General features: G+C 59.6%; 12 protein-coding genes and 1 pseudogene. 7 read left to right on the top strand and 6 right to left on the bottom strand.

The annotated features are described in order from the left end of the window. Positions 1-2: 2 nt before the first annotated feature. From CHB88_RS14440 to CHB88_RS14425, 4 genes are all read right to left on the bottom strand, one after another. A complete protein-coding gene (locus CHB88_RS14440) occupies positions 3-1,148 on the bottom strand; it encodes a glutathione-independent formaldehyde dehydrogenase (RefSeq protein ID WP_089400072.1) in 1,146 nt (381 codons plus the stop codon). Positions 1,149-1,325: 177 nt separating this feature from the next. Then, on the bottom strand, positions 1,326-2,090 hold the full coding sequence (locus CHB88_RS14435) for a type 1 glutamine amidotransferase domain-containing protein (protein ID WP_089400036.1): 765 nt from the start codon (positions 2,088-2,090) through the stop codon (positions 1,326-1,328). A gap of 18 nt (positions 2,091-2,108) precedes the next feature. Next, the gene (locus tag CHB88_RS14430) at positions 2,109-2,672 is read right to left on the bottom strand and encodes a hypothetical protein (protein ID WP_217900173.1); all 564 of its coding nucleotides are present in this window, start codon (positions 2,670-2,672) and stop codon (positions 2,109-2,111) included. A 34-nt stretch (positions 2,673-2,706) separates the two neighbouring features. After that, positions 2,707-3,876 (bottom strand): zinc-dependent alcohol dehydrogenase, encoded by a 1,170-nt coding sequence (locus CHB88_RS14425; RefSeq protein ID WP_089400035.1) that lies wholly within the window; start codon positions 3,874-3,876, stop codon positions 2,707-2,709. A gap of 1,571 nt (positions 3,877-5,447) precedes the next feature. Between CHB88_RS14425 and CHB88_RS14420 the strand changes: the two genes are divergently transcribed. The 3 genes and pseudogenes from CHB88_RS14420 (at position 5,448) to CHB88_RS25195 (ending at position 9,258) form a co-directional block, all read left to right on the top strand. Then, the gene (locus CHB88_RS14420; RefSeq protein ID WP_089400034.1) at positions 5,448-8,498 is read left to right on the top strand and encodes a PAS domain S-box protein; all 3,051 of its coding nucleotides are present in this window, start codon (positions 5,448-5,450) and stop codon (positions 8,496-8,498) included. A 74-nt stretch (positions 8,499-8,572) separates the two neighbouring features. Continuing rightward, positions 8,573-8,677 (top strand): annotated as a pseudogene (locus tag CHB88_RS26000) (hypothetical protein); the annotation flags it as partial. 11 nt (positions 8,678-8,688) lie between these two features. Next, positions 8,689-9,258 (top strand): transposase, encoded by a 570-nt coding sequence (locus CHB88_RS25195; protein ID WP_176442487.1) that lies wholly within the window; start codon positions 8,689-8,691, stop codon positions 9,256-9,258. A gap of 272 nt (positions 9,259-9,530) precedes the next feature. Here CHB88_RS25195 and CHB88_RS14405 read toward each other — a convergent pair whose 3' ends face one another. After that, on the bottom strand, positions 9,531-10,445 hold the full coding sequence (locus CHB88_RS14405) for an SMP-30/gluconolactonase/LRE family protein (protein ID WP_089400032.1): 915 nt from the start codon (positions 10,443-10,445) through the stop codon (positions 9,531-9,533). A 253-nt stretch (positions 10,446-10,698) separates the two neighbouring features. Next, on the bottom strand, positions 10,699-11,592 hold the full coding sequence (locus CHB88_RS14400) for a LysR family transcriptional regulator (protein ID WP_089400031.1): 894 nt from the start codon (positions 11,590-11,592) through the stop codon (positions 10,699-10,701). Positions 11,593-11,918: 326 nt separating this feature from the next. Here CHB88_RS14400 and CHB88_RS14395 point away from each other — a divergent pair, with 326 nt between their 5' ends. From CHB88_RS14395 to CHB88_RS14380, 4 genes are all read left to right on the top strand, one after another. Further along, positions 11,919-12,878 (top strand): Bug family tripartite tricarboxylate transporter substrate binding protein, encoded by a 960-nt coding sequence (locus CHB88_RS14395; protein ID WP_089400070.1) that lies wholly within the window; start codon positions 11,919-11,921, stop codon positions 12,876-12,878. A gap of 76 nt (positions 12,879-12,954) precedes the next feature. After that, positions 12,955-13,653: an RraA family protein gene (locus CHB88_RS14390; RefSeq protein ID WP_089400030.1), complete on the top strand. Its 699-nt coding sequence runs from the start codon at positions 12,955-12,957 to the stop codon at positions 13,651-13,653. After that, complete coding sequence (locus CHB88_RS14385; protein ID WP_089400029.1) at positions 13,650-14,594, top strand: hydroxyacid dehydrogenase; 945 nt, start codon at positions 13,650-13,652, stop codon at positions 14,592-14,594. Before CHB88_RS14390 ends, CHB88_RS14385 begins: the two co-directional genes overlap by 4 nt. 126 nt (positions 14,595-14,720) lie before the next feature. Further along, positions 14,721-15,683, top strand: a complete 963-nt coding sequence (locus CHB88_RS14380; RefSeq protein ID WP_089400028.1) for a Bug family tripartite tricarboxylate transporter substrate binding protein — start codon at positions 14,721-14,723, stop codon at positions 15,681-15,683. The last annotated feature ends 24 nt before the right edge of the window (positions 15,684-15,707 follow it).

Raw genomic sequence — 15,707 nt, 5'->3', positions numbered from 1 at the left:
GCTCATCCTCCAGGCTTCAGGATAACTTTCGTCCAGCCGTGGTCGCGCGCGTCGAAATGCTGGTAGGCCTCCGCCGCCTTGCCCAGTTCGATCTCATGCGAAACGATGAAGGAGGGCTTCGCCCTGCCGGCATGGATCAGGTCGCGCAGCTGACGATTGTAGGCTTTCACATTGCACTGCCCGGTGGCGATACGCTGGCCCTTGAACCAGGACAAGCCCCAGTCGAATACGATCTCGCCTTTCTTGGCCAGGTCGTCAGTTGCGCCGGGATCCTGCGGCGTGAACACTCCGACCACGCCGATGCCGCCGGTGAACTTCACCGACTTGACGAGGTTGTTCATGGTCAGGTTGGGGATCTCGTGTCCGGCGGGATCATGGCATTGGTAGCCGACGCATTCGCAGCCGACATCGGCACCCAGGCCATGGGTAAGATCCATGACGCGATCGACTGGATTGACCTTCGAATCGTCGATGGCAATCGCGCCTATCGATTCCGCCAGCCGGAGCCGGTCGGGGTGGCGATCGACCACCATCACGTTGCAGGCACCCTTGATCATTGCTGAATGGGCGGCCATCAACCCGACCGGACCCGAGCCGTAGATGACGACGGCATCGCCCGGCCGCATGCCGGCAAGCTCGGTGACATGCCAGCCGGTCGGAAAGATATCGGCCACCATCACATAGTCATTCTGCTTTTCCTCGGCGTCTGGCGGCAGTTTCAGGCAGTTGAAATCGGCCCAGGGAACACGCAGGAATTCCGCCTGTCCGCCCTGGTACGGCCCCATGTCGGCGAAACCGAAGGCGGCGCCCGCCATCCCGGGCTGGGGATTGGCCGTCAGACAAAATGCAGTCAAGCCCTTTTCACAATTTCGGCAATGGCCGCAGCTGATATTGAATGGCATGCAGACCCAATCCCCGACTTCAAGGCGCTCGACGGCCGGCCCCACTTCCATGACTTGGCCGAGATTTTCGTGCCCGAAAATCCTCCCCGTTTCGAAGTCGGTCCTGCCCTCGAACATATGCAGGTCCGAACCGCAGATATTGGTGCTTCGGATCTGCACGATCGCATCGGTTGGCCGCTCGATTTTCGGATCGGGGACATTTTCCACGCTGACTTTGCGCGGGCCTCTATAGACCACTGCTTTCATCATATCCTCCAGTTAACATGCGTGCCCGCCTGACGTGGAACCCTCGATTGCCGGGAGCCATGAGTCTGACTGGACTGCGTTACCGCATGACCCGCGCCGACTGCACACGGGCCTCAAATTCTGGACATCAAGCGATATCCAGTACAGATCCGCGGCTACACTGCGGCAGCCTGCGGCCTAGGTTTGGCCAGGCCGATAATGTTGCGGCGCTTGGCTCATCCGATAGCCAGAGTTCCGACGGCCTGTCGCAGCAAGCCCAGCGCCCAGCAACGCCACTCCCAATATGGTCCGAAATGAAGGGCGCGGCAGCCAGCGCATGGAATTGACCACCAGCGCCGGCGGCCGCTCACGCTGCGGATCGGAGCGGGCGGGTTGATCGAGTCTCCGAGCGCCTGCGGCGCCGGAGAACAACTCGGTCATCGCAGCCACGAACGGCACCATGTCCTGCGGTCCGCGGCTGGTCACCCAGTTGCCATCCCTCACGACTTCCTGGTCCAGCCAGGTGGCGCCTGCGTTCACCATGTCATCCCGTATCCCCGGCCAGGAAGTCATGGTTCTTCCCTTGGTGAGTCCCGCGGAAGCCAGCATCCAGGGTCCATGGCAAAGGGTTGCGATCGGCTTGCCTTGCCGGTCGAACGCGCGCACAAAATCGCGGGCTGCGGCGGACTGGCGCAACAGGTCCGGGTTGATGAAACCGCCTGGTATCAGCAGCGCGCCGTATTCCGACGGATTAGCCCGGCCGAGCGTTTTGTCGACGCGCACCATGCTTGCCGGTTCATGCAGATTGACGCCACGGATCCGACCGCCATGCAGCGATACGATGTCGACCTTCGCTCCCGCCAGCTTGAGGGCGGTGACCGGCACGGTGAGTTCGACCTTTTCGAAACCGTCGACTGCCAGTACGGCGATGCGGCGGCCCTTGAGTGCATTTGTTTCACGCATACGTCCTCCAATGCAGGGTCAATACTGGTATGCGCGCGCATCCCGCCGCTTGAGCAGGAAATAGCCGGCACCGATCACCGCGGACGCGACCGCCGCCTTGCCGATGAGCCCCACGCGGTTGTGTTGCCATTCGGCCTTGATGCCCATTTCGGCAAAGACATTGGGAATGTGGCCGCGCATGAGGTCCTGTCCTATGCCTTCCACCACGTTGATCCGATCAGCAAACAGCAATAGCATCCAGTGACGGACGTCGTTTTCGCTGTAACCATATGCGACGTCGCGTATTTTTCCGCTGATGCCGCTGGGAGGCGTGCTGGTTCCGAACACCGGCGTGATGCCAGGCCGTTCGACCGAGTGGTAGACCTTCATCTTCAGCGGCTGGTCTTCGACATCATGCCAATGCAGCCCTTCCAGCCGCGGCGGCGTCCTCTCCATCGGATACGCTGGCCGGTTCTTTGGGTCGAGATCGGCTCCCCAGCCCTTGATATGGGAAAAATCGGCGGGCGATTTTTTACTGTCGTCGCGTTCGCGCCTTGTCGCGCTGTGATCGCGCTGGCTGGTCGGGCGAGTTTGTATGTCCATCTCAGTTCACTCCTCGGAATGGGTTAGGCACTGTTCAATGCAGGGTTTCCAAGCGCGGCGCTCTCGGCGGGACCAGAATGGTCTTGATGCAGTTGTCCAGCTTGCTGGAGAAAATGTGATAGGCGTCGGACACTTCCTCAAGCGGCACCCGATGCGTGATGATTTTCCTGGGTTCCAGGTTGCCCGCGCGGATATGTTCGAACAGTCGCGGCAGGTGGCGCTTGACACTGGCCTGGTTCATGCGCATCGTGATGCCCTTGTTCAGCGCGTTCCCTATCGGGACCAGGTTGTACGGAGGCCCATAAACGCCGACGATGGATACGGTGCCGCCCTTGCGCACCGAGTTGATGGCCCAGTGCAGAGCCGTGGTGGTTCCTGCCTGCCATTTCAGGTATCGGCCGGTGAGCCTCTGCATCGCGCTGCCGGCGGCTTCGCAGCCTACCGCATCGATACAGACGTCGGCGCCCAGCCAGTCGGTCATCTTCTTGATATGGATGGCCATGTCATCGACTTCCCTGAAGTTGACCACCTCGCATTGCGCGAAATTCTTGACGAATTCCAGCCGGTATTCCACGTGGTCGACAACGATGACGCGCCCCGCGCCCATCAGCCACGCCGACTTCGCGGCAAAGATGCCGACCGGGCCAGCGCCGAACACCACCACCGTGTCGCCCTGTTTGATCTCGCCCATTTCCGCGGCCTGGTAGCCGGTCGGGCAGGCGTCGGTCAACAGAACGGCATCGTCGGGATGAATATCCCTGGGGATGACCGTTGGATTGACGTCCGCCAGCGGCACGCGGACGAACTCGGCCTGGCCACCGTCATAGCCCCCCGTCGTGTGCGAATAGCCATAGATGCCGCCGACGGCTGTCGCCTCGGGATTGGTGTTATGGCAGTTGCTGTACAACTCCTTCTGGCAAAAGAAGCAGGAACCGCAAAAGATATTGAAGGGGACGAGCACATGGTCGCCCACCTTCACGTTTTGGACCGACGGGCCTACCTCTTCCACCACTCCGGTGAATTCATGGCCGAAGGTCATGCCGACCCTGGTGTCCGGAACCAGGCCATGATAAAGATGCAGATCCGATCCGCAAATGCATGAGCGCGAAACGCGTACGATCGCGTCGTTCGGGTGTTCGATTTGCGGATCCGGTTTTTGCTCCGCACGTACCCTGTAGGGGCCCCTGAAATTCATTGCCAGCATGAGATTCTCCTATCCGAGAAATAAAGACGGCAGCCACTCGCAAAAACCATGGCGAGCTTCATATCGGCTCCTTCCGGACACGCCGTGCTGCCCTTGATTCATCGATCGATGCCATTTCCCATTTCGCCGTGGCGTCGGCAACCTTCGCGTGCCGCGGCTGGGATTTTTTTCGTCATCTAGGGCGGCTTCGTCTCCCAGGTCAAGATTCTTGCGGCCGGAGGATATTCGCTGCGGAAGGGCAGGGTTGCAGCCAGGGCCGGTACCGGAGGTTCCGATATCACCGGATAGTTCATGACTGCTTCTTCGCTTGGCATGACGGTATTCATCATCGTATGGCTCGATGATCCGTGGCTTTGTCGATGCATCAGCATGCAGGCGAAATCACGGATTTAATGCTGGGTTGAGAACTGCTTTGACCATGTAAGTTCAACAAGAAGCTGAGCGCCGTACGTGTCAATAAGGCGGCTGCAGGCTTCTTGTCTACCGCAAAAAAGACGGCATGCATGAAGCTGTGAAAGATTCCGGTTTCAGTGCGCTGGCAACGTCGCGCAGCAGCTGATTCCAGAAAAGTGTGACCGCCCGTTTCGCCGCTCCGTGGCGGTGTGTGCCGGCCATATCGTCTTCAATTCGGGCGATTGCGGATGCCATTGGATATTGCCAATCAGAGAGAACTGAAGCTCTCTGCCACCGACTCGACTTGAACGTCTACACCAGCACATAGTGGACATAAACCATTACCTAGTAAGTACCTTGGCTTAATATGGAAATCTGCAGCTGGTTAGCCGGTTAATCCTCGGGTTCAATCGTTCTGATTTGGCCATCATTGATGGCCAATTGATGGCCGGCCCCTAATTTTCGAGCACAGCATACGGCTGCTCGGTCTCATCAGACTGCCGCAATATCTCGGACACGATCTTCGCTTCTCGGCGTTCAATAAACCATTCCCAGTTTAGGCAAGCATCTCGCAGCCTTTAGGTGACGCATTCAATAAACTCGTTCTGCCAAGGACTACCGGATTTAATGGAAGGACCGGCCCGATATTCTGATCGCGCAGTCACTTCATCACCGCTGTGCTTTACTTCGACTGCATGCCCACTGTGTTTCCACGGCCGCGTGTCTCGTTACGCAGGCTTATGGCACGCCTCCGCTTTTTCTCGGCTGAGCCGGGCAAGGAGAACACCTCCGGCAAGCTGAAAGTCGAGAACATGCGCTTTTTCCGGCAGCATGAGATAGGCGTTTAAGTTCGGTTTGCGACAGGCTGCTTTCGTATCGGACACGCTTGCCGCGCCAAAGAATCGTGTCGGCGGTGTCAACTGCGAGGCAGGGACTTGCACGGATGATTCGCTACGCCGTTTCTGATTGCCACTTCAGCAAGCTGTGACCGGAGTTTTTGTTCTTTCGTGTCCGTTTTGTTATGGGCACAGGCCGTCCATTCGAAACACCAAATTTACAATCCTGGCTGAATTTAAAGCAGCGAATAGAGTCAATCATGGCATTGTTGGCAACACCGTATTCACTCACGCAATCTTTTTTCCTGCATAAGTTTTCCTGTTTTCCTGTGTGAAGCAACGATGCGTAATTCGGCGATCAGCCCCGACAAAATAAAGGAGATTCTGCGCCTAAAAACGGTCATGCGGCTTTCGCACGAGCAAATCGCGCAAACATTGGGTCTTTCGAAAGGGGTGGTCGGGAAATACGTGAAATTGGCAAAAAATGCCGGGCTCGATTGGCCAGCAGTGCAACCGATGGGCAATGCCGAACTCAAGCAGCGCCTACAGGGGCGGCGGCGACAACCACTTCGGTATGTGACGCCCGACTACGGCCGTATCCATTTTCGTTTAAGCCGCGACGGCAATACCCTTCGAACGGAATGGGAGCGGTATCAGGCCGACCATGCAGAACAGAAAATCTACCGATATACCCAGTTCTGCGAACATTATCATTCCTTCGTCTTGCGGCTCGGCCGCTCCCTGCGGCAAGTTTTTCGTTGCGGCGAGAAGATTTTCAGCGGCTTCACCGAAACCGCCGTTCCCGTGGGCGACGGCAGCTGTGCGCATATTTTTCTGGCGGTAATAGGCGCTTCCAGGCTCGCCTTCGCCTGCGTTGCGGCCGCAGATACGGCGGATGACTGGATCCGCTGCGCTATTCGGGCCTTGCATTTCTACGGCGGCGTGCCTCGATTCATCGTTTCGGATGGCTCTCACGGAATGACACCTATCGATGCCGCACGGGACAATGAGCTGGTGCTTAGCTTCGCCCGCCATTACGGTACCTCGGTCATGCCGTCGATGCCTCAGGATGTCGGACAAAGGGCGCCGGCCGTATTGCTCATCAGATTCGTCGAACGCTGGATCTTGCGAGAGCTGCGTCTCCGGCAGTTCGCCACGGCAGCGCAAATCGAGGCTGCTCTGCAGCCCTGCCTGGAGCGCTTGAACCATCGTCCGTTCCGCCAGTTGTCCGGCAACCGCGCCACTGCATTTGCCGAGCTGGACCAGCCCGCCTTGTCTTCGTTGCCGGCACAACCCTATGAATTCCCGGGTCCGCTGCCCAGGCCGCTACCGGCGAAGGCTTTGCATCCAGCTGTCAAAGGCAAGCCGAAAGCCAAGATAGTGGTTGCGGAATCCGATGCTGGCACGCGTACCTACCTGGAACAGTTGTTCGGCAAAGAACACGAGGTTATCTCGGCACCCAACGGCCCCTTGGCATTGCAGGCAGCCATAGAACACCGGCCGGAGCTGGTGCTGAGCGGACTGCCCCGGCCGGAACCGGGCGGTTTCGATCTCCTTGACGCTCTGCGCGCCGAAACGTCCACTTCGGCGACAGCGTTCGTCCTGCTGTTCTCCAGACCCATCGACAACGCCGATGAGGAAGGCTTGCTTGCCGCAGTCGACGACTGGCTTCCCAAGCCGTTCAATGGGCGCGAGCTGCTAAGCAAGGCAAGAGGGATGTGCGCCCTGACGAGATCCCGGCGCGAAGCGCAACGCAGCGATGATCGACTGAGTGCGGGGCGCTTGACCATCCTCGATGGCTTGAGCGAGGGATTCATGGCAGTCGACTTCGGTTGGCGGATCACATACCTCAACGCCGCGGCCGAAATGCTGTCCCGCCTGCCGCGCGCTTATCTGGTCAACAGAAACTTCTGGGAAGTCTTCTACACGCTGAAGGGAACATTGGCCGAGTTTGAATACCACCGCGCCATGTCGAGCCGCATGCCGGTACGCTTCGAATACTATGATGCGCATTATCAGGCATGGACCGAGATGAGCGCATCGCCGATGGAGGAAGGTGGGCTTCTGCTGTGCGCCAACGACATTACCGACCGTAAGCGTGCGCAGGAAGTCCTACAGGGGGCCGAAGCACGGCTGAGCGCCGAGTTGCAGGCGATGAGCCAGTTGCAGCTTCTTGGCATCCGCCTGCTGGACGTTCCGGACTTTGCACCCGCACTCCAGGAAGTGTTGAGCGCAGCGATTTCCATGCTCGGCGCGGCAATGGGAACGATACAGCTTTACAGTCCGCAGACGCAGACCTTGGAAATAGTCGCGCAGCTCGGATTCAGCGAGGAATTCCTGGCGCATTTCCAGTCCTTGAAACGCGACGAGAATACCGCAAGCGGCAGAGCCGCCACACATGGCAAGCGCATCATCGTTCAGGATGCCTATCTGGATCCCAGTTTTGCGGCAAGCCGGCCGCTTCTCGCTTCGGCGGGCGTTCGGGCCTGGCAATCCACGCCCCTGTTCAGCCGCGATGGTAAATTGCTGGGAGTCCTTTCCACCCATTTCCGCGAGCCGCACTACCCCCTGGACCGTAAGCTGCGCATGCTCGACCTTTATGCGCGCAAGGCGGTGAGCATTATCGAACGCTTGCATGGCGAGGTGGGACTGCGCGAGCAACAAGAGTTTTTCGGGATGATATTGAACAGCACCATCGATGGCCTGATGACCTTGGATGCCGAGTCCCGATTCACCTATTTCAACGTGGCCGCAAGAAATATGCTTGCCGAACAAGGGATCAACGCTGACAGCCTGATCGGCAAACAATATCTCACCGAAGCGTTTCGCGAGGCGAGAGACGATGAATCAGGACTCGCATTTCTGCGCGCGACGCGCGAGCGGGTGCCGGTCGAGGTTGAAAATTACTATGTACCTTTCGACCGCTGGTATCTGATCCGCTTTTTCCCGATGAATGGGAACGGAATGGTGATCGCCGTGCAAGACATTACCGAGCGCAGGCGCGCCGTGGAAGCCTTGCGGGAGAGCGAAACCCGGTTCCGCGCGCTGGCCGAGGCCTCTCCCGGCCTGATCTGGCAGGTGGATCCCAAGGGGAACGCGGTTTATCTGAATCCGCGTTTTCGGGAATTGCTGGGTGTGCCGCTGAAGGATCTTATGGGCACCGCGTGGCATAAGGTGATTCACCTCCAGGATCTGCCATCCTATGTGGCCGCGCTCGACGAGGCCATCCGCCAGCACGGGCGTCTACGGCATCGGGTGCGTGTCAAAAGAACGGATGGAGAATGGCGCTGGCTGGAAACCAATGCGCTACCCTGGTTCACTTCTGAGGGCGAATATGCCGGGCACGTCGGCATCTCCATCGATATCAGCGATGCGCTAGAGACTGCAAGGTAGCCGTGTTCATTCTGAAGTTGCGACCGCGTCCCAAGCCAGGCTGACGGCAGGGTAGACACCTGCTGCAAGCGCTGATGCTGTTGCCACCCGAGCGCTGTGGCTATCCAGCCGGATACTGGACGACGCCTCTGCTGCAGGATCAGGTTCGACAGAACCTGAACATTGACTGCTACACCTCGACCCTTCGCCGTTGCCTGCACCGGATGGGGTACCGCTGGAAGCGGCCGCGGTATGTGCTGGTACCAGACCCGCAGAAGCGGGGAAAAAGGAACGCATCAAGCGTAGTCTGGGCCGACTGCGAAAGCGCAGTGTCATCCTGGTCGAGGACGAGACGGATCTGCTGCACTTTCCGCCGCTGCGCGCGATATGGTCGCCACGCGGCAGTGCGGCCAGCGTTATGCTCAGCGGGGCTAATATCCGCCGCGTGGTGTACGGCTGCATGAGCTTGCATACCGGCCATCGCCTCTTTTATGTCAGCCAGCGTCAACGTGCGCTGGATTTCCAGGCGTTTCTGCGCTTGGTACGGCGGTACTATCGCGGCTGGCATGTGGCCATGCTGCTCGACAATGAAACCAGCCATACTGCCAAGTCGACCCAGGGCTTGGTCCAGCGCCTTGGGACCCGGCTGGTCTGGTTACTCAAGCGGGCACCCGAATTGAAACCGATGGAATTGCTATGGTTGCAGGGCGAAAAACGGCGAGCACCAACTGGCAATATCGCTCCATCGACGAACACGTCGCTGCCTTCCTTGCCTTCGTAAAGAGCTTGTCGAACGCAGCACGACGCGCAGCAGGTATCTTGCCCCAACACTTCTGGCTGCGCCGTGCAGCGTCAAATCACTTCTGTGCACATACTTAGTGCCGCAAGTCTTCGTGGTTGTTCTGCAATGCCTATCTCGGACCCTCGGCCTGGTATCCAGAGGAATGTGACAGCATACTAGGAACACATCCTTCGATCTATGACTCCTGTCCGATTCACGATCTACCGATGCGGGACCTGTTTTTCCGGCTGCCACATTCATTACCCGAAATCTCATGCGGCCATTTTCTGGCCCGGTATTTCCAAGCGGGTTTGCAAGATCGAGCCGGTGTGCGACTCGGTGATAAACAGCGTTTTATTATCCGGGCCGCCGAATGCGAGGTTCGTGGTCGAGAAGCCAGCGCAGCTTTTGATGCGATGCAGAGGCTCGGCGAATCTCGACAGGCGCCAGACGGAACCGAAGCCGGTATGGGCGATAAGCAGGCATCCTTCTTCATCCAGCGCCAAACCATCCGGTCCGCCCAGACCGCCGTGCAGATTGGCGAATACGCCTACCTTAGTTACTAGTCCGCTTTTCGACAGCGGTATACGCCAGATCTGCTGTGCTCGGGTGACGGCAACAAACAGCTGGGTCATCCCGGGGTCGATGACAATGCCGTTCGGGCTGGGGATGGTGTCCAGCAGGCAGGTTAGATTTCCCTCCGGTGTGAGCTTGTAGACCCGGCCGGTAGGATCCTGCAGGCCAGTCTGCCCCTGGTCGGTGAAATACAGATCGCCATTGGCGGCAAAGACCAAATCGTTGATGCCCTTGAAGCTTTCCGATCCGACCGAGTCGAGGACAGGCGTGACTCGTCCCGTGTCCGGATCCAGCTGCATCAAACCGTTCTTATAGTCGGCGATGAAGATCTGCCCATCGCTGCGAATCTTCAAGCCATTTGGCCAGCCGTCGTATTCGGCAACCAGCTCCCACTCGCCGTTGATGTCGATGCGGAAGATGCGGCCGTACGGGATGTCGGTAACGTAGAGCCGGCCATGCTTGTCAAAGCAGGGGCCTTCCAGGAATGAATCGATCTCCAGGCCGCCACGATTGGCATCGCTCCATCGGGTCTTGCGCGGATTGCGGAACCTGTCAGGCAAGGTGGTGAAAATGCTGGTCTCTACGATGGGAGGCGGCGAGAAAAATGTCATGGTCTTGATCTGCGGGTTAAATTGATAGCGCTGCGAGCGCTGCTGCCGGCAACTAGCATGGCGGCAGGGTGGATCGAGTTAAATCAATCAAGGTAAGTAGAAAATGCCTGGGATCGCGACGCCAGCCAGCGGCCGGAGCCCATCACTCTGCTGCCTGTCGTGAGAAGCTTAGGGGTGCCGAGGATCGGTTTCGCGAAATCATACACGCCGGGCACGTGAGGGACAACACGACGAGCTTTTCGCCAGAATCATGTCAAGTGGTGAGACACATCATCTCACGATTGTCCTGCAGCAGCGCGATCAGCCTTCGCACGGCAGGAGACAGATAGGCGTTCTTCCGATAGGCGATGCCCATCCTGCGCCGCATGGTGGTCTCCGGCAGACAGACCTCGCGCAGGTTGGCGCGCCCGGTGGAAAGATTGAGTCGCGATGCGAATCCGAGCAGTCCGGTGCGCTCGACGAGCGGCAGCAGCAGATTCAGGACGGTTGAGGTTATCTGCACCGTCGGCCGCGGCAATCCGCATCGGTCGAAGGTCTGATCCAGCCATTGGCGGCTGGCGACCGTGGTCGCGGGAAGCACCCATTTATGATCCAGCAATGCCTGCATAGTGACGGGGCGGCGGAAGATTTCATGGTTTGCACTCGCCAGTACCACCACATCATCTTCAATGATCGGCACTCCCTCGAAATCGCTGTTTTGCACCAGCGGCCCCACCACCAAGTCAAGTTCGCCGTCCTTGAGACGCGCCAGCAAGGCGTCGTTCATCGCCACGACCAGCTGCAGGGTGACGTTCCTGGCTTCGCCCAGCAGCTTCTCCGAAATGTCTGGAAGAAGATGCTCGGCCAAGGTCGGTACGCAGCCAAGCCGTATATGGCCCTCCAAGCCCTGGGCGAAGTCTTGGATCTCGCGCATGGTCTCATCCATCAGCAAACCCATCTGGCGGGTGCGAGCCAGAAGCACCTTGCCGGCTCCGGTGAGCTGGATGCCGCGGCCGGAGCGCTCGAACAGCCGCTCGCCAATTTCCTCCTCGAGGCGATCGATGCATTTCGTCAGCGCTGGCTGCGTCCGGCACAGCTTCTCTGCGGCTCGGCCCACATGCCCTTGGCTGGCGATTTCTTCAAAGTATTTGAGGTCGCGGAAGTCCATAAATTCATTCCTGAGATTTATGAGTACTAAAAAAAAAGAAAATATACATCATCAAAAGGTGTCCGTACACTTCTCCCAGAATTAAAGAGCCAACGTTAACGAAACACCCGTCTTTATTTCCACTCAGCATTAATTCCTAATGATTGAGCCAAATGCGAAATGGCAATGCTTTGTGGAATAGCCTCAGGCTTTCCGGCTCCCAGCAGGGTGATCTGGGACTGACGAGTTCGATACCTGCGTGTCCTGAGCTGACATTGGTTCCTTTTTCGATAAGTCATTGCGCCACGTCGGCCGATCAACACAAGGAGACTTTTGTGAAGTTCATCATGCGCCTGTCTCTGGGCTTGGCATTTGCTGCTACCGCAGCGGTAGCCACCGCCCAGCAGACCTTTCCCACCAAGCCTATCCGTCTCGTCGTTCCATTCCCTCCCGGTGGCGGCACCGATATCTTGGCCCGCGTCGTCGCCAACAAGCTGCAGTCGGGCAGCGGCTGGACCGTCGTCGTCGAGAACCGCCCTGGCGCCGGGGGCAACATCGGCGTTGATGTGGTCGCCAAGGCCCCGGCCGACGGCTACAACATCGTGATGGGGCAAACCAGCAATCTGGCGGTCAATCCCACGCTCTACGCGAAGCTGCCGTACAACCCGCTGAAGGACTTGGCGCCGGTCACTACCATCGCTTCAGCGCCCCTGGTGCTGGTGGTATCTGCCAATTCGCCGTTCAAGACCATTGCCGACATCGTCGCTGCAGCCAAGGCCAAGCCGAGCGCGGTGACCTTCGGTTCGCCGGGCAATGGTACGGTGGCGCATCTCAGCGGCGAACTACTGCAGCGTGCCGCCGGCATCAAGCTGCAGCACATCCCGTACAAGGGCGCCAACCAGGCCATGACCGATTTGGTGGGCAATCAGATTGACCTGTACATGTCGTCGATCCCCACGGCGCTGGCGCAAATCAAGGGTGGCAAGCTGCGCGCCATCGCCGTCACCTCTACCAAGAGGGTGCATGACTTGCCGGCTGTGCCCACTGTAGCGGAGGCCGGCTTCAAGGGCGTTGAAGCAGCGACCTGGTTCGGCTTTCTTGTTCCCGCCGGCACGCCCGCGCCAATCATCCAGAAGCTGAACGCCGAAACCAACAAGGCATTGAAGACCCCCGAGGTGCGCGAAAAGATTGCTGCCGAGGGCGCTGAAGTCCTGGGCGGCACCCCGGAGGAATTCGCCGCGCTCATCAAGAGCGAAATCGCACGCTGGGGCGTGGTTGTCAAGGAATCGGGCGCCAAGATCGATTGATCCTCCCAGCCATACCAAAGCGCCTGGCGAGCAGGCGCATTCCATACACACTCTCCAACTCACATAGATAGCCATCATGGAAAACTCCACTTCCGCACCCGACCTGCAGCGCGACTTCGAGCGCGTGTCGCCAGAGATCGTCGAAAAAGCAGCCACCTTCCAGGCCGCGATCCTGGCAGACGTCGCCGGCCGCCGCGGCACCGTACATGGCCGCGTCAAGGCCGTGGCCCAGAGCATGAAGCTGGCCGGTCCAGCGCTGACCGTTGAAGTTCGTCCTGGCGACAACCTGATGATCCACGCCGCGATGGCGATCGCCAAGCCGGGCGACGTGTTGGTCATCGACGGCAAGGGCGACCAGACTTGCGCCTTGATGGGCGCGATCATGGTCAATCAATGCAAGGCCATGCAGCTCGGCGGCATCGTCGTCGATGCCGCGGTGCGAGACGTGCTCGAACTGCAGGAACTCGGCTTCCCCGTGTTCTCCGCCGGCACCAATCCGAACGGCCCGACCAAGTTCGTGCCGGGCCGCGTAAACTGGCCGGTCTCGGTGGGTGGGGTCACGGTGAAGCCGGGCGACCTCGTCGTTGGCGATGCCGACGGCGTGGTGGTCGTGGAGCGGGAAAAGGCGGCGTCGCTGCTGCCCTTGGCCGAAAAGAAAGTCGCGGACGAGGCCAAGCGCATTGAAGGCATCCGCCTCGGCAAGCAGCTGCGCCCGACCTGGCTTGACGGTGCGCTGCGCGCCGCAGGCGTGCTGAAAGAAGGGGAGTCGCTGTGACCTCCGTTGCCGAGAAGCAGACCATCCTGGTCACTGGCGCCGACTTGGCGCCGCAAGCAGTCGCCATGCTAAAGGATTTTGAGATCGTGTACGCCGGCAAGGCGCCCGACACGGCTGCGCTGGTCGCATTGTGTGCCGAGCACCAGCCGGTCGGCATCATCGTCCGGTACGGCAAAATTCCGGCCGAGGTCATGGATGCCTCCCGACGCCTGCGCGTGATTTCCAAGCACGGCACCGGTGTCGACACGATCGACGGCAAGGCCGCCGCCGAGCGTGGCATTGCGGTCAAGGCCGCTGTGGGCGCGAACGCGCCGGCGGTCGCCGAGCATACCTGGGCACTGATCATGGCCTGCGCCAAGAGCGTCGTCCAGCTGAATGCGCGCATGCATGACGGGCATTGGGACAAGGCGACCCACAAGAGCATTGAGTTGAAAGGCCGTACGCTTGGCTTGGTCGGCTTCGGCGCCATTGGTCAGCGCGTCGCTGACGTCGCCGTGACGCTGGGCATGAATGTGCTGGCTTACGATCCGTTCGCGCGCAAGGAGTATCCGAATGTCACGTTGTGCGACCTGGATACGCTCTACGCCCAGTCCGATGTGGTTTCGCTGCATTGCCCGCTGACGGAAGACAACAAGCAGATGATCAATCGCGACTCGATCGCGAAAATGCGGGCCGGCGCCATTCTCGTGAACACCGCTCGCGGTGGCCTGGTGGATGAAGCGGCGGTCATCGAAGCCGTCAAGTCCGGTAGACTGCACTCCGCTGGCCTGGACAGCTTCGCCAGCGAGCCGCTGATCGGTTCTCATCACTTTAGCGACGTCGACAACATCGTGCTATCGCCGCATATCGGCGGCGTTACCGGCGACGCCTATATCGGTATGGGCACTGGAGCGGCGGCCAATATCCTGGCCGTGCTTGCCGAGGTGCCGGCCGGCGCCTAGCCTAGACTCGACCCGGCGCTCCCTTTACAAGAGAGGGCCGGGCTGCCGCCACCTGTTTCAAAACAGCGCCGGGCAGGGCGTAAAAGACGCAGTAAGACCTCGATCGAGGATCTATTGGAGATGAAAATGTCAATTCGGAAAATTGCGGCGCTGGCAGTCCTCTTGTCGAGCGCGACCGCCGCTTTCGCCGCCGGTTATCCCGAAAAGCCGGTTCGCATCGTCGTGCCTTATGCGCCGGGCGGCGCGGTGGATGTGGTCGCCCGCAAGGTTGCCCAGAAGCTGTCGGAGCAAACCGGACAAACTTTCTACGTCGAGAACAAGCCCGGCGGTACCGGGCTGATCGGCACGCAGTCGGTGGCGCGGTCGGCGCCGGATGGCTACACCCTGCTGGCCATCGACAATACGTATTCCGTCCTGCCGTATGTCTTCAAATCGCTGCCGTGGGACCATGCCAAGGCATTCACTCCGATCACGGTCAGCATGTTCGCCCCCGTCGTACTCGCGGTGAACGCCGAGTCGCAGTTCAAGGATCTCGGGACGCTGCTGGGCCAGGCGCGCGCCAATCCCGGAAAGCTGACCTACGGCAGCGGCGGCGCCGGCAGTGCGCCGCATTTCGCTGGCGAAGCATTCGCGCTCGCGGCAAACGTGAAGCTGACCCACATTCCCTACAAGGGCGCCGGCGATGCCATGACCGGGCTGATGTCGAACCAGATCGATGCGCTGCTGGTTTCGACGCCTTCGGCAGGCGCCCAGATCAAGGCCGGCAAGATCCGCGCGCTCGCTGTCAGCGGGAGCAAGCGGCTGTCTGCCCTCCCATCGGTGCCAACCTTCGGTGAGGCCGGCCTCAAGGACTTTTCGGTCGTGAACTGGAACGGCTTGGCGGCACCGGCCGGCACACCCGAACCGATCGTCCAGAAGCTATATGCGGAAATGACCAAGGTGCTGCAGGCGCCCGATTTCAAGGAGTTTCTCGCCTCGCTGAGCGCGGAGCCGGGCGGCAATGAACCGAAGGCTTTTGCTGCTCTGATCAGGGAAGAAACGGCTCGCTGGGAAGCGGTTTCCAAGAACGCCGCAATCGAAAAGCAGTAGCGTCAGTCAGATGCGCCGCCAAGT

The sequence above is a fragment of the Noviherbaspirillum humi genome, from assembly GCF_900188095.1.
GTDB lineage: Bacteria > Pseudomonadota > Gammaproteobacteria > Burkholderiales > Burkholderiaceae_D > Noviherbaspirillum > Noviherbaspirillum humi.
This window is presented reverse-complemented; position numbering and strand designations above follow the sequence as displayed.